The sequence below is a fragment of the Janibacter cremeus genome, from assembly GCF_013409205.1.
GTDB classification, from domain to species: domain Bacteria; phylum Actinomycetota; class Actinomycetes; order Actinomycetales; family Dermatophilaceae; genus Janibacter; species Janibacter cremeus.
The window spans coordinates 3,144,395-3,166,165 of the sequence record NZ_JACCAE010000001.1 but is presented as its reverse complement, the minus strand read 5'-3'; the positions used below and the strand labels follow the sequence as shown (position 1 = coordinate 3,166,165).

Below are 21,771 nucleotides of genomic sequence, written 5' to 3'. Positions count from 1 at the left end.
CCCGATCAGTGGGCGGCGTCGTGCCAGCTGTCGCCGAGCCCGATGGACACGTCGAGCGGGACATCCATCTCGACCGCAGCGCCCATCTCTGCCCGGACCAGCTCCTCGACCTTCTCCGCTTCGCCGGAGGCGATCTCGATGACCAGTTCGTCGTGCACCTGGAGCAGGACGCGCGAGTTCAGGGCGGCGCGGGTCAGTGCCTTGTCGACACGCAACATCGCCAGCTTCATGATGTCGGCCGCGGACCCCTGGATCGGCGCGTTGAGCGCCATCCGCTCCGCCATCTGACGCCGCTGACGGTTGTCGCTGTTCAGGTCGGGCAGGTACCGGCGTCGACCGAGCATGGTCTCGGTGTACCCGGTGGCACGTGCGCGGTCGACGATCTCCTCGAGGTAGTCGCGCACCCCGCCGAAGCGCTCGAAGTACTCCTCCATGAGCCCGCTCGCCTCGCCGGTGGAGATGCCCAGCTGCTTGGACAGGCCGAAGGCGCTCAGCCCGTAGGCCAGGCCGTAGGACATCGCCTTGACCTTGCTGCGCATCTCCGGCGATACCTCATCGGGCGCGACGGAGAAGACCCGGGCACCGACGAAGCGGTGCAGGTCCTCACCGGTGCGGAATGCCTCGATGAGCCCCTCGTCCCCGGACAGGTGCGCCATCACACGCATCTCGATCTGGCTGTAGTCGGCCGACATCAGGGTCTCGTACTGCGGGCCGACGACGAAGACCTCGCGGATGCGTCGACCCTCCTCGGTCCGGATCGGGATGTTCTGCAGGTTGGGGTCGGTCGAGGACAGCCGGCCGGTGGCCGCGATCGTCTGCTGGTAGGTCGTGTGGATCCGCTCGTCATCGGCGATGGACTTGATCAGACCCTCGACGGTGACCCGCAGACGGGTGGCGTCGCGGTGACGCAGGAGGGCCTCCAGGAAGGGGTGCTCCGTCTTGGCGTAGAGGTCCGCGAGCGCATCGGCGTCGGTGGTGTACCCCGTCTTGGTCTTGCGGGTCTTGGGCAGGCCGAGGGTGTCGAAGAGCACCGCCTGCAGCTGCTTCGGCGAGCCCAGGTTGATCTGCTCGTCACCGATCGCCGCCCACGCATCCGCCTGGGCGGCGGCCACCTTGCCGGCGAAGTCCGACTCGAGCCCGTCCAGAGCGGCGCGGTCAACGGCGATCCCTGCCGTCTCCATCTGGGCGAGTACCCCGACGACGGGCAGCTCCACCGCGCGCATCAACTCGGTGCCACCGGTCTCCTCGACCTGCGCCTCGAGCACCTCGGCGAGCTCCACGGCGGCTGCCGCGCGGACCATCGCCTCACGCCCGGCCTCGGCGTCGTCCGCGGAGAAGTCGAGCATCCCCTGGTCCTGGGGCTCCTCGTCGCCACCGGCGAGATCTCGGCCCAGGTGACGGACGGAGAGGTCAGCCAGGTCGTAGGAGCGCTGATCGGGACGGACGAGGTACGCCGCGATCGCGGTATCCACCGCCAGCCCGTCGAGAGGCAGTCCGGATGCGGTCAGGGCGAGCAGCGGGCCCTTCGCGTCGTGGAGGACCTTGGGTCGAGCCTCGTCGGCAAGCCAGTCACGCAGGGCCGACTCGTCAGCAGCATCGAGGCGAGGGACGCTGACGAATGCCGCCGTGCCATCGACTGTGGCCAACCCGAGACCGGTGACCTCGCCCGTGCCCCGTCCCCACTCACCGACGACGTCGACACCGAGCCGCCCCGAGGCGTGCTCGGCGAGCCACCCGGCCACCTCGCCCTCGGCCAGCACCGTGCCATCCACCTCGATGCCACCGCTGACCTCGGTCTCGGCCGTGTCGAAGGTCGAGAAGAGTCGGTCGCGCAGCACCCGGAACTCCAGGCTGTCGAAGAGGGTGTGGACCTTCTCCCGGTCCCACTCCCTTCGCTCGACATCAGCGACACCGACCGGGATCGGGGTGTCGCGCACCAATGCGTTGAGCCGACGGTTGCGCAGGACCTGGTCGAGGTTGTCGCGCAGCGACTGGCCGGCCTTGCCACCGATCTGGTCGACCGCCGCGACGATGCCCTGCAGGTCGCCGTGGGCATTGATCCACTTCGCCGCGGTCTTGGGGCCGACTCCCGGGACACCCGGAAGGTTGTCACTCGCCTCACCGACGAGCGCCGCGAGGTCGCTGTATCGCTCGGGCCCCACCCCGTACTTCTCCGTCACCGCTGCTGGCGTCATCCGGGCCAGGTCCGAGACCCCCTTCTTGGGATAGAGGACGGTGGAGTGCTCGTCGATCAGCTGCAGGGTGTCGCGGTCACCGGAGCAGATCAGCACGTCCATCCCGGCCTCTCGGCCCTGGGTGGCGAGGGTGGCGATGATGTCGTCCGCCTCGTAGCCCTCGAGCTGCACATGAGTGATGTTCAACGCATCGAGGACCTCCTGCAGGAGGGGTATCTGCCCGGCGAAGGCGTCCGGCGTGGCGCTGCGGCCGGCCTTGTACTCGGCGTACTCCTCGCTGCGGAAGGTGGCGCGCGAGACGTCGAACGCCACGGCGACGTGGGTCGGGTCCTCGTCGCGCAGCACGTTGATCAGCATGGCGACGAAGCCGTACACGCCATTGGTGTGCTGACCCGTGCTCGTCGAGAAGTTCTCCGCAGGGAGGGCGAAGAAGGCGCGATAGGCCAGGGAATGTCCGTCCAGCAGCAGTAGTCGACTCACGCGCGCCAGCCTAAGTGCTTGGGCCGACAGCTCCTCCTCGTGGCAGGCTGTCCCGAGACCATCGACGGATGTAGGAGACACCGATGACCGACACCAGTGTGCCGCGCGGGGAGAACGCCTTCTCTCTCGACGAGCTCAACGCCTACCGTGGCGCCCTCCCCGAGCGCATGGGCATCGAGATCCTCCAAGCGAGCTCCGAGCGGGTCGTCGCCCGGATGCCCGTCGAGGGCAACACCCAGCCGTACGGGATCCTCCACGGAGGCGCGAGCGTCGTTCTCGCGGAGACGGTCGGATCTATCGGTTCCGCGATCCACGGCGCCCTCTCGGGCAAGATCTCCGTCGGCCTGGACATCAATGCCACCCACCACCGCGCGGCCCGGTCGGGCTGGGTCACCGCGACCGCCATCCCCGTGACGCTCGGTGGCACAGCCACCTGCTACGACGTCACGATCACCGACGACAGCGGCCGACGCACCTGCACGTCCCGGATCACGTGCTTGCTGCGCGAGCAGCCCCCCGGCGCCTGAGTGCCACTCCGAGCGCGCTCGGTCCGCCGGACCCGACGTCCCCTTCCCACTGCCCTCGACCCCCGGTGCTGGGGACCCACGGACCGGTTCCTCGCCCTGGCGATCCTGGCGGTGCTGCTCGCACCGACCGTCGCAGTGATCAGGGCGATCTCCCAGGACTGGGCACCCAACGGCGACGACGCAACCGTCGCCCTGCGCAGCGCCGGAGTCCTCGACGGTCACTTCCCGCTGACCGGGATGCGAAGCACGGCCGGCAACGGCGTTGACGTCAACCTCTCCACGCACCACCTCGGGCCGCTGCAGTTCTACCTGCTTGCCCTCCCCCTCGCCGCGACCGGCGGGGCCGCCGCGGGCGTAGCGATCGGTGGCGCGCTCATCGCAGCCATCGCGTCGGTTCTCACCGTCGTGTGGGCACGCCGTCTTGGCGGCACCCTCGCAGTCGCCGTCTTCACCTGCGGGCTGCTCCTCGCGCAGTGGGCGCTCGGTGCGGAGGCGATGTTCCGTCCGCTCAACCCGTATGCGCCGCTGCTGCCGACCTACCTTGCGCTCCTCCTGCTGTGGGCGCTGGCTCGCGGCGACCACCGGGCGTTGGCCCCCTTCGTGGTCGCCGTCTCGCTTCTGGCGCAGGCCAACCTCGCCTTCCTACCGCTCGCGGGAGTTCTCGTCCTGGCCGCGGTGGCCGTGTCCGTGTGGCCACCCACGGACACCCCGCGCCCCGACCGTTCGGGTCGGCGGGGCCGACGGCCGGGACACGTGACCACAGCGCGTGCCCACTCCCGGCGGTGGGCCGTGGGGTTGGGTGTCCTGGTGTGGCTACCGAGCCTGCTCGAGCTGTTCGTCCACCGGCCCAACAACCTGCGCCAGTTCGTGCGTTGGGCCACCTCCGGCTCGGGCGACCCGATCGGTGTGCTCGCCGGCATCGAGCACCTGAGCCTGTTGGCGCCGGTGCCCGGTGGGTTTCGCCGCTACTCGCCGGACCTGCTCACGACGGGCACCACGGTGGGGACCGCGCTCGGGGTCCTCGCGCTGCTCGTCCTCGTGGCGATCAGCACCGGATGGCGTGTCCCGCAGGGCCGCGCCAGCAGCGCCTGGCCCGCGCGCGTGGCCCTGGTGGCCAATGTCGGCATGCTCGCGACCGCATCCCGCCTGCCGGAGTGGCCGGCCGCCCCCTACTGGGTCATCACCTGGTTACCGGTCGCGGCCTTCACCTGGGCTGCCTTCGCCTGGCGGGGCCTGGCCTACCTCGAGAGCGCCACTCCCCGACTACCTCACGGGGTCGCCGTGCCCGTCGCCGGAGGTCTCGTGGTCGGCGGTCTCGCCGCGGCACTCCTGGCCACGCAGCCCAACTGGTCGCAGACCCGGACGATGACCGCTGTCGCTCGGACCAGCGTCTCCGAGATGGGGCCCGGCGATGAACGTCCCGTCCGCATCTCCGGCTTCGGTTTCGTACCAACCCTCGGCGCGGCTCCAGCGATCGCCTGGGAGGCGCACCGGGCCGGGTGGGAGCCGCACTACCTGTCCTCGTGGCCCTTCGAGGAGGATGCCGAGTACCTCTGGGCCGGGTCGGCCCCGCAGGGCGCGGACGAGCTCTTCGTCATCGACAGCACGGAACCCGAATTTCACGACGGCGTCCCCGAGACGGCCCGGGAGGTCGCCGCGGTGAAGTTGACCTACCGGGACGGAACCATCTCGGTCTACCGTGAGCCCGGACCCACCAACGGACCGAGCCAGTGACCGCGACGAAGGGCGACTGAGTGAGCTTCATCGGCGCGGGCACCGCCCTGAACGTCCTGACGGTGATCGTCGGTGCCCTGGCCGGCATGGCCATCGGAGGACGTCTTCCGCAGGCGACCCGGGACGTGGTCACCGACTGCCTCGGGCTGGTGACGCTCCTGATGGCGGCCCTGTCGGTGATGGAGGTGCTCTCCCCGGCCCTGACCGCGGCCGTGGGGTCGAGCGCCCCGGTACTCATCGTCCTCGGCTCGCTGCTCATCGGCAGCATCCTCGGTTCGCTGGTCGGTATCGAGCGCCGGTTGGAGTCGCTGGCCGGCCGGGTCCAGGGGTACCTGGGCCGGGGCCGGTCCGACCACGACGCCCGTGAACGTTTCATCGAGGGCTGGCTGACCGCGAGCCTGCTCTTCTGCGTCGGTCCGCTGACGATCCTCGGCAGCCTCGACGACGGTCTCGGGCGGGGCATCGACAAGCTCGCGCTGAAGTCCGCTCTCGACGGCTTTGCCGCGCTCGCCTTCGCCTCGACCTTCGGAATCGGGGTGCTCATGTCAGCCGTCAGCGTGGCGGTCGTCCAAGGTTCCCTGACCATCGCCGGAGTCGCCCTCGGCGCCGTGCTGCCGGAGGCGTACATCGCAGCCCTCACCGCCACGGGAGGCCTGATCCTCGTCGGGATCGCCCTGCGGCTGCTGCGGATCCGTCAGATCCCGGTGGGAGACATGCTCCCGGCGCTGGTGATCGCGCCGGTACTCACGCACCTCGTGGTGGTTTTGGGCTAGATCAGGCCTTGTCCATGCCGGAGACGACCGCGTCGGCGACCTCGCGCATGCCCAGTCGCCGGTCCATCGCCGTCTTCTGGATCCACCGGAAGGCCTCTGCCTCGGTGATCTTCAACTTCTTCATCAGCACACCCTTGGCCTTCTCGACGGCCTTGCGGGTCTCCAGGCGCTCACCGAGGTCCGCGACCTCGGACTCGAGGGCCTTCAGCTCCGCCCAGCGAGACAGCGCCACCTCGACGGCCGGCGTGACGTCGGAGACGGTGAAGGGCTTGACGATGTAGGCCATCACGCCCGCGTCGCGGGCCCGCTCGACGAGCTCCTTCTGCGAGAAGGCCGTGAGCATGATCACCGGGCAGATTCGCTGCTCGCCGATCGTCTCGGCGGCGGTGAGCCCGTCCATGACCGGCATCTTGATGTCCATGATGATCAGGTCGGGCTGCAGCGACTCGGCCAGGGAGACGGCTTCCTCCCCGTTGCTGGCCTGCCCGACGACCTCGTACCCGGCCTCGGTGAGCATCTCGGCCAGGTCGAGACGGATCAGCGCCTCGTCCTCGGCGAGCAGCACCCGCTGGCCCTGCTGGGCGTCCGTCTGCGCCGTCATGGTCCATCCTTCGTCGTTGAGTCGTACCTGGTGCCGAGGGCGGGACTCGAACCCGCACGCCCTTTCGGGCAGAGCATTTTGAGTGCTCCGTGTCTGCCATTCCACCACCCCGGCCGGAGTGCGCCGCAATCATACCGACCCGCGCAGGTGCTCCTGCCCTCAGCCCATCCCTCCGGGCAGGGCACCGTCCACGGTGGCTGCGTCCTCCTCGTAGGCGACCGCCGTCTTGTTCCTCGCATCACCGATCCGATGCACCCGCAGGGCATTGGTCGATCCGGGCACGCCCGGCGGGGATCCGGCGACGATGACCACCAGGTCACCCTCCACGCACCAGTCCAGTCCGAGCAGCTGCTCGTCCACCTGGAGGGCGTACTGGTCGGTGTGGGTCACCGGTCCGGTGAGGAAGGTCTGGATCCCCCAGACCAGGGAGAGCTGGGACCGGGTGTCCTGCACGGGCGAGAAGGCGAGCATCGGCAGGCCCGAGCGCACCTGGGCCAGACGACGGGCGCTCCCGCCCAGCTGGGTGAAGGCGATGAGGTACTTCACCCCGAGGGCCTCCCCCACCTCGGCCGCCGCCGCCGTGACGACACCGCCCTGGGAGGTCGGCGGGGACATCAGCGAACGCATGCGACCCAACCCCTCCTCCTCGGTGGCCTCGATGATTCGCGACATCGTCCTGACGACCTCGACGGGGAACTTGCCGACCGCCGTCTCCCCGGAGAGCATCAGCGCGTCAGCGCCGTCGAGCACCGCATTGGCCGCGTCGGACGCCTCCGCCCGGGTCGGGCGCGAGTTGTCGATCATCGACTCGAGCACCTGCGTGGCCACGATGACCGGCTTGGCGCGCTGGCGGCTCAACTCGACGGCCCGCTTCTGCACGAGCGGTACCTCCTCGAGGGGCATCTCCACACCGAGGTCACCGCGGGCGACCATGATGCCGTCGAAGGCGTCGATGATCTCCTCGAGGGCGTCCACGGCCTGGGGCTTCTCGATCTTGGCGATGACCGGGAGGCGCACCCCGACCTCGTCCATGATCTCGTGCACACGGTCGATGTCACGGGGCGAGCGCACGAAGCTCAGTGCGATGTAGTCCGCGCGCAGTCCCAGGGCCCAGCGCAGGTCCTCCTCGTCCTTGTCGGACAGGGCGGGAGCGCTCACGGCGGCGCCGGGCAGGTTGATCCCCTTGTTGTCCGAGAGCGGTCCCCCGTAGACGACGACGCAGCGCACGTCCTCCTCGTCGACGTCGTGGACCGTCAGGGTGATCTTGCCGTCGTCGACGAGGATCCGGTCACCGGCACCGACGTCACCGGCCAGGCCGGAGTGGGTCGTGCCGACGATCTCCTGGCCGCCCTCGACATCTCTCGTGGTGATCGTGAAGTGGTCGCCCGCCTTGAGGTGGATCGGCCCGTCGGCGAACCTGCCGATACGGATCTTGGGGCCCTGCAGGTCCACGAGGACGCCGACGGCGCGACCGACCGCGTCACTGGCGGCGCGCACGTTGCGGTAGTTGGCCTCGTGGATCGAGTGGTCACCGTGGGAGAGGTTCAACCGTGCCACGTCGACACCCGCGGCGACGAGCTCGCGGATGCGATCGGGAGTGGAGGTCGAGGGGCCGAGCGTGGAGACGATCTTGGCGCGTCGCATGGTTCCACCCTAACGCTCAGGGGCTCACGGCCCTGGCGGCCTGCGCCCCCGAGTACCCCCCGATAGCACTCGCTGGCCGCGGCAGGCCAGCGTCCCCGAGTGCCCCGAAGAGCACTCGGAGACAACGCCTTTCACGCCGTGAGCGGCCGGTCCGTCGGGTTGACGGGCCGGGGCAGCTGGGAACTGCCCGTGAGGAAGGTGTCCACACCGTTGGCCGCGGCCCGCCCCTCGGCGATGGCCCACACGATGAGCGACTGCCCGCGGCCGGCGTCGCCGGCGACGAAAACACCGGGGACGCCGGACTGGTAGTCGCCACCGCGGACGATGTTCGAGCGCTCGTCGGTCGCCAGGCCCAGCTGGGCGACGATGCCGTCCGGCTCGGGGCCGAGGAAGCCCATCGCCAGGAGGACGAGCTGGGCCGGCAGGACCCGTTCGCTGCCCTCCACCGGCTCGAAGCCGGACTCGGCACGCTTGACCTCGGTGAGACGCAGACCGTCGACGCGCCCCTCGTCGTCACCGACGATCTCGGTCGTCGACACCGAGTAGACACGCTCACCTCCCTCCTCGTGGGCCGAGGCGACCCGGAAGAGCATCGGATAGGTCGGCCACGGTTGGCTGCCGGGACGCTCCGGCCCGGGCTGCGGCATGATCTCCAGACTGGTGACCGAGCGCGCTCCCTGACGGATCGAGGTGCCCAGGCAGTCGGCGCCGGTGTCGCCGCCACCGATGATGATGACGTCCTTGCCGTCGGCGCTCACCCGGCCCTCGACCTCCTCGCCGAGGGCGGCCCGGTTGGCCTGGGGCAGGAAGTCCATCGCCTGGACCACGCCATCAAGGCCCCGGCCGGGAACCGGCAGGTCCCTGGGCACGGTCGAGCCGATCGCGAGCACGACGGCGTCGTACCGGTCCCGCAGCTGCTGGCCGGTCAGCTCGGCGCCGACGTCGATGCCGGAGCGGAAGCGGGTGCCCTCGGCCTTCATCTGCTGGACGCGGCGGTCGACGATCCGCTTTTCCATCTTGAACTCCGGGATCCCGTAGCGCAGGAGGCCGCCGGGGGCGTCGTCCCGCTCGTAGACGGCGACGGTGTGCCCGGCGCGGGTGAGCTGCTGGGCGGCTGCGAGCCCGGCCGGGCCGGAGCCGATGACCGCAACGGTCTTGCCGCTGAGCCGGTCGGGGATCTGCGGCGGGACGTCACCGCGACCGAAGGCCTCCTCGATGGTGGTGACCTCGACCTGCTTGATCGTCACGGCCGGCTGGTTGATACCCAGCACGCACGCGGTCTCGCAGGGCGCCGGGCACAGTCGGCCGGTGAACTCGGGGAAGTTGTTCGTCGCGTGCAGTCGTTCGATGGCTTCGTGCCACTCACCGCGCCGCGCGAGGTCGTTCCACTCCGGGATGAGGTTGCCCAGCGGGCAACCCGAGTGGCAGAACGGGATGCCGCAGTCCATGCACCGGCCGGCCTGGCGCTGCAGTTCCCCTTGCTGCTGCTCCTCGTAGACCTCCTTCCAGTCCTTGATGCGCACGTCGACGGGTCGGCGAGCCGGCAGCTCACGCTCGCGGGTGCTGAGAAAGCCGTGCGGGTCAGCCACGGGAGGCCTCCATGATCCGGTCCCATACGAGCGGCCCATCGATGTCCAGGCCCTCGGCCTCGGCATCGGTCCGCACGTCCAGGACACGCTGGTAGTCGCGGGGCAGGACGAGCGAGATGCGGTCGAGACCGACCTCCGCATCATCCAGCAGTGCCTTCGCCACGGCCGAGTCGGTGTGCTCGAGGTGCTGGCCGAGCAGCTCCAGGACCACCTCTCGGTCCGCCGGGCGAAGGGGGGTGACGTCGACGAGCTCCCGGTTGACGAGCGACTCGTCCAGGTCGAGGACGAAGGCGTTGCCACCGGACATCCCGGCCGCGAAGTTGCGGCCGGTCGGTCCGAGCACGACAACCGTGCCACCGGTCATGTACTCGCACCCGTGGTCGCCCACTCCCTCGACGACGGCGGCGGCTCCGGAGTTGCGCACGCAGAAGCGCTCGCCGACGATGCCGCGCAGGAAGAGCTGCCCGGACGTTGCTCCGTAGCCGATGACGTTGCCGGCGATGACGTTCTCCTCGGCAACGTAGCGCGCGTCGAGAGGGGGCCGCACGACGACCCGGCCACCGGAGAGGCCCTTGCCGACGTAGTCGTTCGCGTCTCCGACCATGCGGAGCGTGATCCCGGCCGGCAGGAACGCGCCCAGACTCTGGCCGGCCGACCCGGTGAGCGTCAGCTCGATCGTCCCGTCGGGCAGGCCGTCCGGACTCAACTTGGTCACCTCGTGCCCGAGCATCGTGCCCAGCGTGCGGTTGACGTTGCGCACCGGGATCTCGGCCCGCACGGCAGCACCGCTCGCCAGGGCGGGTGCAGCGAGCTCGATGAGCTGATGGTCGAGAGCGTTGTCAAGGCCGTGCTCCTGGGCGCGGGAGTGCCGCACGCCGGAGCCGTCGAAGGAGGCGACCTGCGCGAAGATCGGCCCGAGGTCCAGCCCGGAGGCCTTCCAGTGCTCGACCGCTGCACGGGTGTCGAGCAGGTCGACCCGACCGATCGCCTCGTCGAGGGTGCGCAGGCCCAGCTCAGCAAGCAGCTCGCGTACCTCCTGCGCGATGTACTCGAAGAAGGTCTCGACGAATTCCGGCTTGCCGGAGTAGCGCTCCCGCAGTTCGGGGTTCTGGGTCGCGATGCCCACCGGGCAGGTGTCCAGGTGGCACACGCGCATGAGGATGCAGCCGCTGACCACGAGCGGCGCGGTCGCGAATCCGAACTCCTCGGCCCCGAGCAGGGCACCGATGACCACGTCCCGCCCGGTCTTTATCTGACCGTCCACCTGGACGACGATCCGGTCACGCAGCCCGTTGAGCACGAGTGTCTGCTGGGTCGAGGCGAGGCCGAGCTCCCACGGTCCCCCGGCGTGCTTGAGCGAGGTCAGCGGCGAGGCGCCCGTTCCACCGTCGTGCCCGGAGATGAGCACGACATCGGCGTGGGCCTTGCTCACACCCGCGGCGACCGTACCGACGCCGACCTCGCTGACCAGCTTCACGTGCACCCGCGCGCGAGGGTTCGCGTTCTTCAGGTCGTGGATCAGCTGGGCCAGGTCCTCGATCGAGTAGATGTCGTGGTGCGGCGGCGGGCTGATCAGGCCGACGCCCGGCGTGGAGTGCCGGGTGCGGGCCACCCACGGGTAGACCTTCGGACCGGGCAGCTGCCCCCCTTCGCCCGGCTTGGCGCCCTGCGCCATCTTGATCTGGATGTCGTCGCTGTGGGTGAGGTACGTCGAGGTCACGCCGAAGCGTCCCGATGCGACCTGCTTGATCGAACTGCGACGCTCCGGGTCGAGGAGGCGGTCGAGGTCCTCGCCGCCCTCCCCCGTGTTGGAGCGTCCGCCGATGCGGTTCATCGCGACCGCCAAGGTCTCGTGCGCCTCACCGCTGATCGAGCCGTAACTCATGGCCCCCGTCGAGAAGCGCCGCAGGATCTCGCTGATCGGCTCGACCTCGTCGATGCTGATCGACGTCCTGCCCTGCCCGCCGCCCAGGGAGAAGAGTCCGCGAAGCGTCATCAATCGTTCGGCCTGCTCGTCCACCCGCGAGGTGTACTGCTTGAAGATGTCATACCGACGTGCCCGGGTGGAGTGCTGTAGTCGGAAGACGGTCTCCGGGTCGAAGAGGTGCGGCTCGCCCTCCCGGCGCCATTGGTACTCGCCGCCGACCTGAAGCGTGCGGTGCGGCAGGCGCACCCCTTCCCTGGGGTAGGCACTGGCGTGCCGGGCCGCGGTCTCCGCGGCGATCACGTCCAGGCCGATGCCGCCGAGCTGGCTGACGGTGCCGGTGAAGTACTCGTCGACGAGATCCTGCCCGAGGCCGAGCGCCTCGAAGACCTGCGCTCCGCGGTAGGAGGCGACCGTGGAGATGCCCATCTTCGACATCACCTTCAGCACACCCTTGCCGAGTGCCTTGATGAGGTTGACGACGGCAACCTGCTCGTCGACCTCGGTGATCACCTCCCGTCGGGCCATGTCCTCGACGGACTCCATGGCGAGGTAGGGGTTGACCGCCGCGGCGCCGTAGCCGATGAGAAGGGCGACGTGGTGCACCTCGCGGACGTCACCCGCCTCGACGATGAGCCCGACCTGGGTGCGCGTGCGCTCCCGGATGAGGTGATGGTGCACAGCAGAGGTGAGCAGCAGCGACGGGATCGGAGCACGGTCCCGGCCGGAGTCGCGGTCCGAGAGCACGATGAAGCGCGCGCCGTCCGCGATCGACTCGGACACCTCGTCGCAGATCGTGGTCAGGCGGGCACGCAGCGTCTCGTGCCCACCGGTGACGTCGTAGCAACCGCGCACGACGTGGGTCGCCTTGCCGGGCCGCTCCCGGTCGGCATCGATGTGCACGATCTTCGCCAGCTCGTCGTTGTCGATGACCGGGAAGGGCAGCACGACCTGGCGCGCGTGGCTCGGATCAGCGGAGAGAACATTGCCCTCCGGCCCGATCGCCGTGCTCAGCGCCGTCACCAGCTCCTCGCGGATCGAGTCGAGCGGCGGATTGGTCACCTGCGCGAACATCTGGGTGAAGTAGTCGAAGAGCAGCCGGGGCTTCTCCGACAGGACGGCCACCGGGGTGTCGGTGCCCATCGACCCGAGGGCCTCGGCTCCCTTCGTCGCCATCGGCGTGAGCAGGATCTTCAGCTCCTCCTGCGTGTAGCCGAAGGTCTGCTGCCGACGCGCGACAGAGGCGGGTGTGTGCATGATGTGCTCCCGCGGTGGCAGGTCCGCCAGCATGATCCGCCCCTCGTCGAGCCACTGCCCGTAGGGGTGTTCGCTCGCGAGCTGCTCCTTGATCTCCTCGTCCTCGATGATCCGTCCCTCAGCGGTGTCGACGAGGAACATACGACCGGGTTGGAGGCGCCCCTTGGCGACCACGTGCTCCGGCTCGATGTCCAGGACCCCCGTCTCCGAGGCGAGGACGACGAGCCCGTCGTCACTGACCTGGTAGCGCCCGGGGCGCAGGCCGTTGCGGTCGAGCACCGCCCCGACGAGGCGCCCGTCGGTGAAGGTCACGCAGGCGGGGCCGTCCCAGGGCTCCATGAACATCGAGTGGAACTCGTAGAAGTCCCTCAGCGCGGGATCCATCGTGGCGTGGTTCTCCCACGCCTCGGGAATCATCATCAGCACTGCGTGCGGGAGCGAGCGGCCACCGAGGTGGAGCAGCTCGAGGACCTCGTCGAAGGACGCCGAGTCCGATGCCTCCGGCGCGCACGTCGGCATGATCCGCTGCAGGTCACCGGGGATGATGTCGCTGCGCAGGAGCGACTCCCGGGCCCGCATCCAGTTGCGGTTGCCCTTGACGGTGTTGATCTCCCCGTTGTGGGCGATGAACCGGAAGGGGTGGCTCAGCGGCCAGCTGGGGAAGGTGTTGGTTGAGAAGCGCGAGTGAACCAGACCGAGCTCGCTCTCGAACCGCTCGTCGGACAGGTCGGGGTAGAAGGGCTCGAGTTGCGCCGTGGTCAGCATGCCCTTGTAGACCATGGTCCGCGCGGACAGCGACGCGAAGTAGACGCCGGTCTCCCGCTCGGCACGCTTGCGAGCGACGAAGGCCAACCGCTCGAGGGTGAGTCCGGAGACCTCCCCACCGGGAGCGGCAACGAAGAGCTGGTGGAAGTCCGGCATGCAGTCCCGAGCCATCTCGCCGACGATCTCCCGGTTGACCGGGACCTGCCGCCAGCCGAGGACCTGCAGTCCCTCCTGGGCGATGATCTCCTCGATCCGGTCGACCATCGCCTCGCGCTCGGCTGCGTCCGTCGGCACGTACGCCGTTCCGACCGCATAGTGCCCGACCTCCGGCAGGTCGAAGTCGACGACCTCACGGAGGAACCGGTCCGGCACCTGGGTGAGGATGCCCGCTCCGTCACCGACCAGCGGGTCGGCGCCGGTCGCACCGCGGTGCTCGAGGTTGGTCAGGGCGAGCAGCGCGTGGTCGATGATGTCGCGCCCGGCGTGACCCCGCATCGTCGCGACCATTGCCACGCCGCAGGCGTCGCGCTCGGTGTCGCGGCGGTAGAGACCCGTGTCAGGGGGGAGGGACGACCAGCGCTCGTACGGGGAGAAGGACACAGAAGTCACGTCGGTCACCGTCCTCGGGTGAAATCGGGTCGGACAGGCTCCGATCGATCTGGGATGGACGTCGCGGATACCTGCTGGTGGGATCCGCAGACAGCGGTGGCCGCGGGTGGTGAAGACTAGCAGCGTCTCGTCTCACTGGATGAGAACTTCGTTCTCATCCAGTGAGATTTCAAGCGCGGACGCGTTCACGCCTCCCGAAAATCCAGAAGATGACGACTCCGAACGTGAAGACGATCACACTCACCCAGATATTCACGCGAAGTCCCAGAATCGTGTTCGCCGCGTCCGTACGCATCATCTCGATGAAGAGTCGGCCCGCGGGGTACCCGGCGACGTAGAGGGCGAGGACCTGCCCCCGCGCCAGCACGACCCGGCGGTCCACGACGAGCAGCACGATCGCCAGGGCGAAGAGGAAGAGCGACTCGTAGAGGAAGGTCGGCTGGAAGGTACCGAGGACGATCGGGGTCCCTGCCGCATCCACCACCGCGTGGCCGGAGGCCGCATCGAAGCGGTGGATCTCCAGCCCCCAGGGCAGGTCGGTGGGCTCACCGTAGATCTCGTTGTTGAACCAGTTGCCCCAGCGGCCGATCCCCTGGGCGACGAGCACGCCGGGCGCGACGGCGTCGGTGAAGTCGAGAAAGCGGACATCGGTCTTGCGCAACCCGATCCAGGCGCCGACGGCGCCGAGGGCGACCGCGCCCCAGATGCCCAGGCCGCCCTGCCAGATCTTCAGGGCGTCGACCGGGCTGCCGTTCTCCCCGAAGTACGGCTGGGGTGTGGTGATGACGTGGTAGAGCCGACCACCGATGATGCCGAAGGGCACGGCCCACATGGCCACGTCGAGGACGACCCCCTCCTGCGCACCGCGGTCGCGCAGGCGCCGGTCCCCCATCCAGACGGCCACCGCGATCCCGACGAGGATGCACAGGGCGTAGGCGTGGATGGTCAGGGGGCCGATCTCGATCGCAGCGGTCGTCGGCGAAGGGAGCGCCGAGGGGTGGGTCACTGCGTAGCCACCAGGTCCTCAGGGACCTTTCCGCTGGTGAGGATCTGCTTGAGCCGGTCGGTGTCGACCTGCTGCTTCTCCTGGTCGATGAGCCCACCCCAGTTCAACCGCGTGCCCTCGACCTCGATGACCGGCGTTCCGGTGATCCCGTCCTGCACGGAGGCGTCATCGACGCTCTGGACGTAGTCGACGTAGCTGTGTGCGTCCGTGCACTGCTGCCACGCGGCGAGGTCGTCACCGCTCAGACCAGCCATTTTCGCGGCCTCGGTGTACGTTTCCTCGGCGAAGCCGTCCTTGGTCTCACTCGCCGGCTGGAGCGCGAAGAGCGCCTTGTGGTACTCGGTCCACTTCCCCTGGTCCGCGGCGCAGATCGCACTCGATCCGGCCACGGCGGAGGACTCACCGCCGGTCAACGAGTCGATGACGGTCTTCAGATGCACCCGCAGTCGGATCTCTCCGTCCTCGGCGAGCTGGGTGATGGTCTCGCCGGTGGCCTGCTCGAACCCCTTGCAGGCCGGGCAGCGGAAGTCCTCGTAGACATCGACGACCGGGGCGTCCTCGGGCGGATTCGTGCCTGCGTACGGCTCGAAGGGCTGACCCTCCTCCACCCCCTGCGGCAGCTCGCTCGCGGAGTCAACGCCCCCTGACTGGGTCGTCGCCCAGATCGCACCGCTGACGATGACGACCATCGCGATGATGACGACGATGCCGCCGACGACGAAGGCATTCGCTCCGCGGTTCGAGCGGCTGGCGGCGGCCGCCGCCTTCGCCTTGCGGTCCTGGCTGCTCATGCGTGCTCCTTGTTGTCTCCGAAGAGGGTCCGGTCAAGACTGTAGGTGGAGGACTCCCTCACCACGAGCCAGACCCCACACAGGGCAAAGCCGACGTCCCGCAGGATCTCCCGGCCATACTTCGTTTCTGACTCCGCCACCTGGCCGCCACCACCGAAACACCCGCAGTCGATGGTCAGACCGCGCGCCCATGCCTGGGCGATGCCGACGACGAAGGCGAACATGAGCAACGTCCCCAGCACGGCGCTGATGCGTGTGAAGAGGCCCAGGACGAGGAGCAGCCCGATGACGATCTCCACCCAGGGCAGGGCGTAGCCCACGTACCGAGCCACCTCGAAGGGCATGACGTCGTAGCCCTGCACGGCACGAGCCGACCCCAGGGGATTGCCCACCTTGGCACCCCCCGCGACGAGGAGGACGGCCCCGAGGACGAGACGGGCCGCCAGTCCCACGAGGTCGAGGACACGTTGTCGGGTCATGCCCTGCCCCGCACGCCCTCCGCCAGCTCCCGGGTGAGGTCACGCAGCGCGACCAGCCCCTCCTCGGGATCACGATCGAGCATGGTACTCACCAGGGCGGAGCCGACGATGACCCCGTCGGCGAAGGAGGCCACCTCGGCGGATTGGGCACCCGTGCTCACCCCGAGACCCACGCAGAGCGGCAGGTCGGTCGTCGCCCGGACGCGGGCGACGAGGTCTGACGCCGCCCCTCCCACGCTCCCGCGGGCACCGGTGACGCCCATCGTCGAGGCGGTGTAGACGAATCCGCTCGTCGCTGCGGTGACCACGCTGATGCGCTCGGTCGTCGAGCTCGGCGCGACGAGGAAGATGCGGTCGAGTCCGTGCCGCTCACTCGCGGTGCGCCACTCGCCGGCCTCCTCCGGGATGAGGTCCGGGGTGATGATGCCCGCGCCCCCGGCCGCGGCGAGGTCGGCAGCGTAGCGGTCGACCCCTCGGCGCAACACGAGGTTCCAGTAGGACATGACGACCGGCACGGCTCCTGCCTCCCGGGCGGCCGAAACGGCCCGGAAGACGTCGTCGACGTGGACCCCCTTCGCCAACGCCTCGGTGGCCGCACGCTGGATGACGGGGCCGTCCATGACCGGGTCGCTGTAGGGCATGCCGACCTCGACGATGTCGGCACCGGCCTCGGCCAGGGTGCGCACCGCGTCGATGGAGCCCTGGACGCTCGGGTACCCGACGGGCAGGTAGCCGATGAGGGCAGCGCGACCCTCTCGGCGGCACGTGGCGAAGACGTCGGCCAGACCTGTCGGGGCACTCATGCCTGACCTCCTTCGTCACCATCGACGAGGCCGAACCACTCTGCGGCCGTGTGCATGTCCTTGTCCCCGCGGCCGGAGAGGTTGACCAGCAGCAGGGCATCGCCGCCGAGCTCGCGGCCGAGCTCGAGCGTCGCGGACAGGGCGTGCGCCGACTCGAGGGCCGGGATGATCCCTTCGGTGCGGCAGAGCAGCTCGAAGGCGTGCATCACCTGCTCGTCCGTGGCGTAGTGGTACTCCGCCCGGCCGGAGTCACGCAGGAAGGAGTGCTCCGGGCCGACGCTCGGGTAGTCCAGGCCGGCGGAGACCGAGTGCGTCTGCAGGGTCTGGCCCTCCTCGTCCTGCATGAGGTAGCTCATCGCCCCGTGCAGCACACCGGGCTCGGCGGTCGCGAAGCGCGCCGCGTGCCGTCCGGTCCCGATGCCCTCGCCACCGGCCTCGACGCCGATGAGACGCACGGCCTCGTCGCTGATGAAACGGTGGAAGATGCCCATCGCGTTCGACCCACCGCCGACGCAGGCGATGACGGCGTCCGGGAGGCGTCCGGTCAGTTCCAGGACCTGCTCGCGAGCCTCCTCGCCGATGATCTTGTGGAAGTCACGGACCATCTCGGGGAAGGGGTGCGGCCCGGTGACCGTGCCCAGCACGTAGTGCGTGTGCTCGACGTTGGTCACCCAGTCGCGCATGGCCTCGTTGATCGCGTCCTTCAGGGTCGCACTGCCGTGCTCGACCGGCACGACGTTCGCCCCGAGGACCCGCATGCGGGCGACGTTGAGCGCCTGGCGCTCGGTGTCCACGCGCCCCATGTACACCGTGCACTCCAGGCCCATGAGCGCCGCGGCCGTCGCGGTGGCGACACCGTGCTGGCCGGCGCCGGTCTCCGCGATGACCCGACGCTTGCCCATGCGCCTGGTCAGCAGCGTCTGGGCGAGGACGTTGTTGATCTTGTGACTACCGGTGTGGTTGAGATCCTCACGTTTGAGGATGATCCGCGCTCCCCCGGCGTGCTCCGCGAAACGGGACACCTCGGTGATGATGCTCGGCCGGCCCGTGTAGGTGCGGTGCAGCCGGGCCAGCTCGTCGAGGAAGTCGGGGTCGACCATGGCCTTCAGGCGTGCCTCGTCCAGCTCCTCGAGCGCGGGGACCAGCGCCTCGGGCACGTAACGGCCGCCGAAGGCGCCGAATCGTCCCGGCGTGGGGGTCTGGTCGTCGGTCATCGTGCTGCTCCCGCCTCGATCATGCTGCGCACTCCCGCCGCCGGGTCTCCCCCGATCACGAGGGCCTCGCCGACGAGGATGGCGTCGGCTCCGGCGCGGGCGTAGAGCTGCGCCTCGTCAGGGCCCTGCACCCCGGACTCAGCGACCCGCACGCACGTCTGTGGGATGAGCGGGGCCAGTCGGGCAAACGTGTCGATGTGGACCTCGAGGGTCTTCAGGTCGCGGTTGTTGACCCCGATCACGGTGGCCCCGAGGTCGACCGCCCGGGTGGTCTCGGCCTCGTCGTGGACCTCCACCAGGCAGGTCATGCCGAGCGTCCCGGCCAGGTCCATCAACGAGGCCAGCCGCCGGTCGTCGAGGGCCGCGACGATGAGCAGGATCATGTCGGCGCCCCTGGCCCGGGCCTCCCAGACCTGGTACTCGCTGACCATGAAGTCCTTGCGCAGCACCGGCAGGTCGACGGCGTCGCGGACGGCCGTGAGATCGTCCAGGGACCCGGAGAAGCGCCGTTCCTCGGTGAGCACCGAGATGGCGGTGGCCCCGCCCCGGGCGTAGGCGCTCGCCAGCGCCGCCGGGTCGGGGATCTGGGACAGGTCGCCCTTGCTCGGGCTCTTGCGCTTCACCTCGGCGATGACGGACAGTCCCGGACGCCGCAGCAGGGCTTCCGCGTCGCGTGGTGCCGGCATGCCGTCGCACTGTCGCTGGAGCTGCTGGAGCGGGAGCCGGGCCTCGCGCCCGGCCAGGTCCTCACGGACACCGTCGATGATCTGGTCGAGGACAGTGGGCATGTCCACAGGCTAGTCGACGCTCGGGTCGTCCCCGCGTGTGACCCGGTCCCAGTCGGAGTCGACGCGCTCACCGCGTGCCCCACCCGCCTGTGTGGGGTCGTCCCCGGTCGGCCGCTCGTACTTGCCGCCGAGCGCCCCCCACCGGCTACCGCCCAGGACCGCCCCGACCGCGGCGAGCAGCAGCACCACGGCGCCGATGACGGCGACCCATGGCCAAGCGCTGGCGGAGCCGGTCGCCTCGAGGGTGCCCGTGGTGCCGGAGCCCTCGGCTGCGACGACCCCGAGTACCGCGGGGGCACTCAGCACGGCGCGCACCGACAGCGCGATGACCCCGACGCCGACACCGATCATCGCCAGGATGCTGACCCACCGTGCGATCCGACCGGAGGTCGTCGCCGCGACCGCGGCCGCCATCGCGACGAGCGCCAGACCGGCCAGGCCGGGGGCGGCGTCGGTCCCGACCGCGCTCGCCTGCATGGGCCCGGCCGGTCCGTCGACGGTCCCGGAGATCCAGTCCGCCCGACCGGCCGCGAGCATGATGATCCCGGCAGCGATCGCGAGCAGCACCACGACGGGCTTGCGCGTGAGCATGCTCATCGGGCCGTGCACCCCACGGGGCGCACCGCCCTGGCGGCCGCGACGGCTGCCAGGGCCGAGCCGGCCTTGTGAACAGTTTCCTCCTGCTCCAGGGCGGGGACGGAGTCCGCGACGATGCCGGCACCGGCCTGCACGTGTGCGATGCCGTCCTTGATCAGGGCGGTGCGGATGGCGATCGCCATGTCCATGTCCCCGTGGAAGTCGAGGTAGCCCACGACTCCGCCGTAGACTCCGCGGCGGCTGCGTTCGTACTTCTCGACCAGCTGCAGCGCCCGTGGCTTCGGCGCCCCTGACAGGGTCCCGGCGGGGAAGGTGGCGACGAGCACGTCGAAGGCGTTCACCCCCTTCGCCATCTCGCCGACGAGAGTGGACTCCAGATGGATCACGTGGCTGTAGCGGCGCAGGTTCATGAACTCGACGCAGTCGACCGTCCCGGCGGCACACACCTTCTGCAGGTCGTTGCGTCCCAGGTCGACGAGCATGACGTGCTCGGAGCGCTCCTTGGGGTCCCCGATCAGGTCCTCCTCGAGCGTCAGGTCGTGCTCGGGGGTCTTCCCGCGCGGCCGGGTGCCGGCGATCGGGTGGGTGATCGCCCGGCGGCCGGTGACCTTGACCAGGGCCTCCGGCGAGGAGCCGACGACGTCGTAGGTGGACCCGTCGGGGTGCGGCAACCGCACGAAATACATGTAGGGGCTGGGGTTGGATCGACGTAGCGCCCGGTACACCTCGAGCCCGTCGACGGGGCACGGGGTGGAGAAGCGTTGGGAGAGCACGACCTGGAACACCTCGCCGGCGCGGATCTCCTCCTTGGCCTCCTCGACGATCTCCTCGAACCGCTCGACGTCCACGTCGCTGACGACCTCGGTGCGAGCCGCTGCGGCCACGTCGGGGTCAACCGTCGCCACCGTGCTCGCCGCCGGCTCCGCGAGGCGCTCGGCCATCGCGTCGAGTCGGGCCACGGCGTCCTGCCATGCCTCCTCGACGCGGTCGTCGGTGTCGTCGTAATTGATCGCGTTGGCCACGAGCAGCAGTGAGCCGTCGCTGTGGTCGAGCACGGCGACGTCGGTGGCCAGGACCAGGCCGAGCTCCGGCACCCCGAGGACGTCCGGCAGCTGACTCGGGATCTTCTCCCACCGGCGCACCGCGTCGTAGGAGACGGCGCCGACCATGCCGCTGGTGAACGGCGGCAGACCGTCGATGGGCTCGGTGGCCAGAGTCTCCAGGGTGGAGCGAAGGGCGGTGGTCGGGTCGCCCTTCGTCGGCACCCCGACGGGCGGATCACCGATCCAGTGCACCTGCCCGTCCTGCTCGGTCAGCGTCGCGCGGCTCTGCGCGCCGATGATCGACCATCGGGACCACACGCCCCCGTGCTCGGCGGACTCCAGCAGAAAGGTCCCCGGAGCACCACCACCGAGCTTGCGGTAAACGCCGACAGGCGTCTCGCCGTCGGCGATCAGGCGGCGTATGACCGGCACGACCCGACGATCGCGGGCGAGGACGGTGAAGGCGTCGAGGTCGGGCCAGGTGCGACCCGGGGTCAGGTCGGGGATCTCGGTGCGGGGCGCGCTCATGCACGCGCCCCCACGACGGCCCCGAGGTCACCGGCATCGAAGCAGGTGCGCTCCCCGGTGTGGCAGGCCGCACCGATCTGGTCGACGCCGACCAGGAGCGCGTCACCGTCGCAGTCGAGGGCGACCGAGCGCACGTGCTGCGTGTGGCCCGACGTATCGCCCTTGCGCCAGTACTCCTGGCGGCTGCGCGACCAGAAGGTCACCCGACCGGAGGTCAGGGTGCGGCGCAGTGCCTCGTCGTCCATCCAGCCGAGCATCAGCACCTCACCGGTGTCGTGCTGCTGGACGATGGCCGCGACGAGTCCGGCGGAGTCACGGCGCAGGCGGGCCGCAACATCTGCCGGCAGGGGCGAGGACTCGGGGGTGGACACGCCTGCCATTCTGCACCCCGGCGACTGACACCGCCGAGCCGCCCACGCCCTGC

General features: G+C 69.8%; 17 protein-coding genes and 1 tRNA gene. 3 read left to right on the top strand and 15 right to left on the bottom strand.

The features are described from left to right. Nucleotides 1-5: 5 nt before the first annotated feature. On the bottom strand, nt 6-2,675 hold the full coding sequence (gene polA, locus BJY20_RS15040) for a DNA polymerase I (protein WP_185992272.1): 2,670 nt from the start codon (nt 2,673-2,675) through the stop codon (nt 6-8). Nucleotides 2,676-2,758: 83 nt separating this feature from the next. Here polA and BJY20_RS15035 point away from each other — a divergent pair, with 83 nt between their 5' ends. Genes BJY20_RS15035 through BJY20_RS15025 form a run of 3 tightly spaced genes read left to right on the top strand, consistent with a single transcriptional unit; the run spans nt 2,759 to nt 5,709 of the window. Then, nucleotides 2,759-3,202 (top strand): PaaI family thioesterase, encoded by a 444-nt coding sequence (locus BJY20_RS15035; RefSeq protein ID WP_185992271.1) that lies wholly within the window; start codon nt 2,759-2,761, stop codon nt 3,200-3,202. Continuing rightward, nucleotides 3,203-4,936, top strand: a complete 1,734-nt coding sequence (locus BJY20_RS15030; RefSeq protein ID WP_185992270.1) for a hypothetical protein — start codon at nt 3,203-3,205, stop codon at nt 4,934-4,936. 20 nt (nt 4,937-4,956) lie between these two features. After that, the gene (locus tag BJY20_RS15025; RefSeq protein WP_185992269.1) at nt 4,957-5,709 is read left to right on the top strand and encodes a DUF554 family protein; all 753 of its coding nucleotides are present in this window, start codon (nt 4,957-4,959) and stop codon (nt 5,707-5,709) included. 1 nt (nt 5,710) lies between these two features. Here BJY20_RS15025 and BJY20_RS15020 read toward each other — a convergent pair whose 3' ends face one another. From BJY20_RS15020 to hisI, 14 genes are all read right to left on the bottom strand, one after another. Next, nucleotides 5,711-6,310 (bottom strand): ANTAR domain-containing response regulator, encoded by a 600-nt coding sequence (locus BJY20_RS15020; RefSeq protein WP_185992268.1) that lies wholly within the window; start codon nt 6,308-6,310, stop codon nt 5,711-5,713. A 28-nt stretch (nt 6,311-6,338) separates the two neighbouring features. Continuing rightward, nucleotides 6,339-6,424: transfer RNA gene (locus tag BJY20_RS15015), tRNA-Leu, on the bottom strand. A 45-nt stretch (nt 6,425-6,469) separates the two neighbouring features. Beyond that, nucleotides 6,470-7,954 carry a pyruvate kinase gene (gene pyk, locus BJY20_RS15010; protein ID WP_185992267.1) on the bottom strand — a complete coding sequence of 495 codons (1,485 nt, stop codon included), beginning with the start codon at nt 7,952-7,954 and terminating at the stop codon, nt 6,470-6,472. Between the two features lie 131 nt (nt 7,955-8,085). Further along, entirely contained in the window at nt 8,086-9,543 is a 1,458-nt protein-coding gene (locus BJY20_RS15005) for a glutamate synthase small subunit (RefSeq protein ID WP_185992266.1), read from the bottom strand. Further along, on the bottom strand, nt 9,536-14,107 hold the full coding sequence (gene gltB / locus BJY20_RS15000; protein WP_185992265.1) for a glutamate synthase large subunit: 4,572 nt from the start codon (nt 14,105-14,107) through the stop codon (nt 9,536-9,538). Before gltB ends, BJY20_RS15005 begins: the two co-directional genes overlap by 8 nt. A 160-nt stretch (nt 14,108-14,267) precedes the next feature. Further along, entirely contained in the window at nt 14,268-15,104 is an 837-nt protein-coding gene (lgt, locus tag BJY20_RS14995; protein ID WP_185992264.1) for a prolipoprotein diacylglyceryl transferase, read from the bottom strand. Beyond that, nucleotides 15,101-15,895, bottom strand: a complete 795-nt coding sequence (locus tag BJY20_RS14990; RefSeq protein WP_185992263.1) for a DsbA family protein — start codon at nt 15,893-15,895, stop codon at nt 15,101-15,103. The genes lgt and BJY20_RS14990 overlap by 4 nt, the downstream gene beginning before the upstream one ends. After that, entirely contained in the window at nt 15,892-16,374 is a 483-nt protein-coding gene (locus tag BJY20_RS14985) for a MauE/DoxX family redox-associated membrane protein (RefSeq protein ID WP_185992262.1), read from the bottom strand. The genes BJY20_RS14990 and BJY20_RS14985 overlap by 4 nt, the downstream gene beginning before the upstream one ends. Then, entirely contained in the window at nt 16,371-17,177 is an 807-nt protein-coding gene (gene trpA / locus BJY20_RS14980; RefSeq protein WP_185992261.1) for a tryptophan synthase subunit alpha, read from the bottom strand. The genes BJY20_RS14985 and trpA overlap by 4 nt, the downstream gene beginning before the upstream one ends. Then, on the bottom strand, nt 17,174-18,391 hold the full coding sequence (trpB, locus tag BJY20_RS14975; protein ID WP_185992260.1) for a tryptophan synthase subunit beta: 1,218 nt from the start codon (nt 18,389-18,391) through the stop codon (nt 17,174-17,176). The genes trpA and trpB overlap by 4 nt, the downstream gene beginning before the upstream one ends. Next, on the bottom strand, nt 18,388-19,179 hold the full coding sequence (gene trpC, locus BJY20_RS14970) for an indole-3-glycerol phosphate synthase TrpC (RefSeq protein ID WP_185992259.1): 792 nt from the start codon (nt 19,177-19,179) through the stop codon (nt 18,388-18,390). Before trpC ends, trpB begins: the two co-directional genes overlap by 4 nt. A 9-nt stretch (nt 19,180-19,188) precedes the next feature. Next, the gene (locus BJY20_RS14965) at nt 19,189-19,776 is read right to left on the bottom strand and encodes a Trp biosynthesis-associated membrane protein (RefSeq protein ID WP_185992258.1); all 588 of its coding nucleotides are present in this window, start codon (nt 19,774-19,776) and stop codon (nt 19,189-19,191) included. Beyond that, on the bottom strand, nt 19,773-21,347 hold the full coding sequence (locus BJY20_RS14960) for an anthranilate synthase component I (protein ID WP_185992257.1): 1,575 nt from the start codon (nt 21,345-21,347) through the stop codon (nt 19,773-19,775). Before BJY20_RS14960 ends, BJY20_RS14965 begins: the two co-directional genes overlap by 4 nt. Beyond that, nucleotides 21,344-21,727 carry a phosphoribosyl-AMP cyclohydrolase gene (gene hisI / locus BJY20_RS14955; protein WP_185992256.1) on the bottom strand — a complete coding sequence of 128 codons (384 nt, stop codon included), beginning with the start codon at nt 21,725-21,727 and terminating at the stop codon, nt 21,344-21,346. The genes BJY20_RS14960 and hisI overlap by 4 nt, the downstream gene beginning before the upstream one ends. Between the last annotated feature and the right edge of the window lie 44 nt (nt 21,728-21,771).

What these genes read in the sequence shown, in the direction of transcription:
- BJY20_RS14965 (WP_185992258.1), bottom strand. Translation starts at nt 19,776, where the DNA reads ATGAGCATGCTCACGCGCAAGCCCGTCGTGGTGCTGCTCGCGATCGCT.
- BJY20_RS14990 (WP_185992263.1), bottom strand. Translation starts at nt 15,895, where the DNA reads ATGAGCAGCCAGGACCGCAAGGCGAAGGCGGCGGCCGCCGCCAGCCGC.
- hisI (WP_185992256.1), bottom strand. Translation starts at nt 21,727, where the DNA reads ATGGCAGGCGTGTCCACCCCCGAGTCCTCGCCCCTGCCGGCAGATGTT.
- BJY20_RS14985 (WP_185992262.1), bottom strand. Translation starts at nt 16,374, where the DNA reads ATGACCCGACAACGTGTCCTCGACCTCGTGGGACTGGCGGCCCGTCTC.
- BJY20_RS15020 (WP_185992268.1), bottom strand. Translation starts at nt 6,310, where the DNA reads ATGACGGCGCAGACGGACGCCCAGCAGGGCCAGCGGGTGCTGCTCGCC.
- trpB (WP_185992260.1), bottom strand. Translation starts at nt 18,391, where the DNA reads ATGACCGACGACCAGACCCCCACGCCGGGACGATTCGGCGCCTTCGGC.
- pyk (WP_185992267.1), bottom strand. Translation starts at nt 7,954, where the DNA reads ATGCGACGCGCCAAGATCGTCTCCACGCTCGGCCCCTCGACCTCCACT.
- trpA (WP_185992261.1), bottom strand. Translation starts at nt 17,177, where the DNA reads ATGAGTGCCCCGACAGGTCTGGCCGACGTCTTCGCCACGTGCCGCCGA.
- BJY20_RS14960 (WP_185992257.1), bottom strand. Translation starts at nt 21,347, where the DNA reads ATGAGCGCGCCCCGCACCGAGATCCCCGACCTGACCCCGGGTCGCACC.
- BJY20_RS15035 (WP_185992271.1), top strand. Translation starts at nt 2,759, where the DNA reads ATGACCGACACCAGTGTGCCGCGCGGGGAGAACGCCTTCTCTCTCGAC.
- trpC (WP_185992259.1), bottom strand. Translation starts at nt 19,179, where the DNA reads ATGCCCACTGTCCTCGACCAGATCATCGACGGTGTCCGTGAGGACCTG.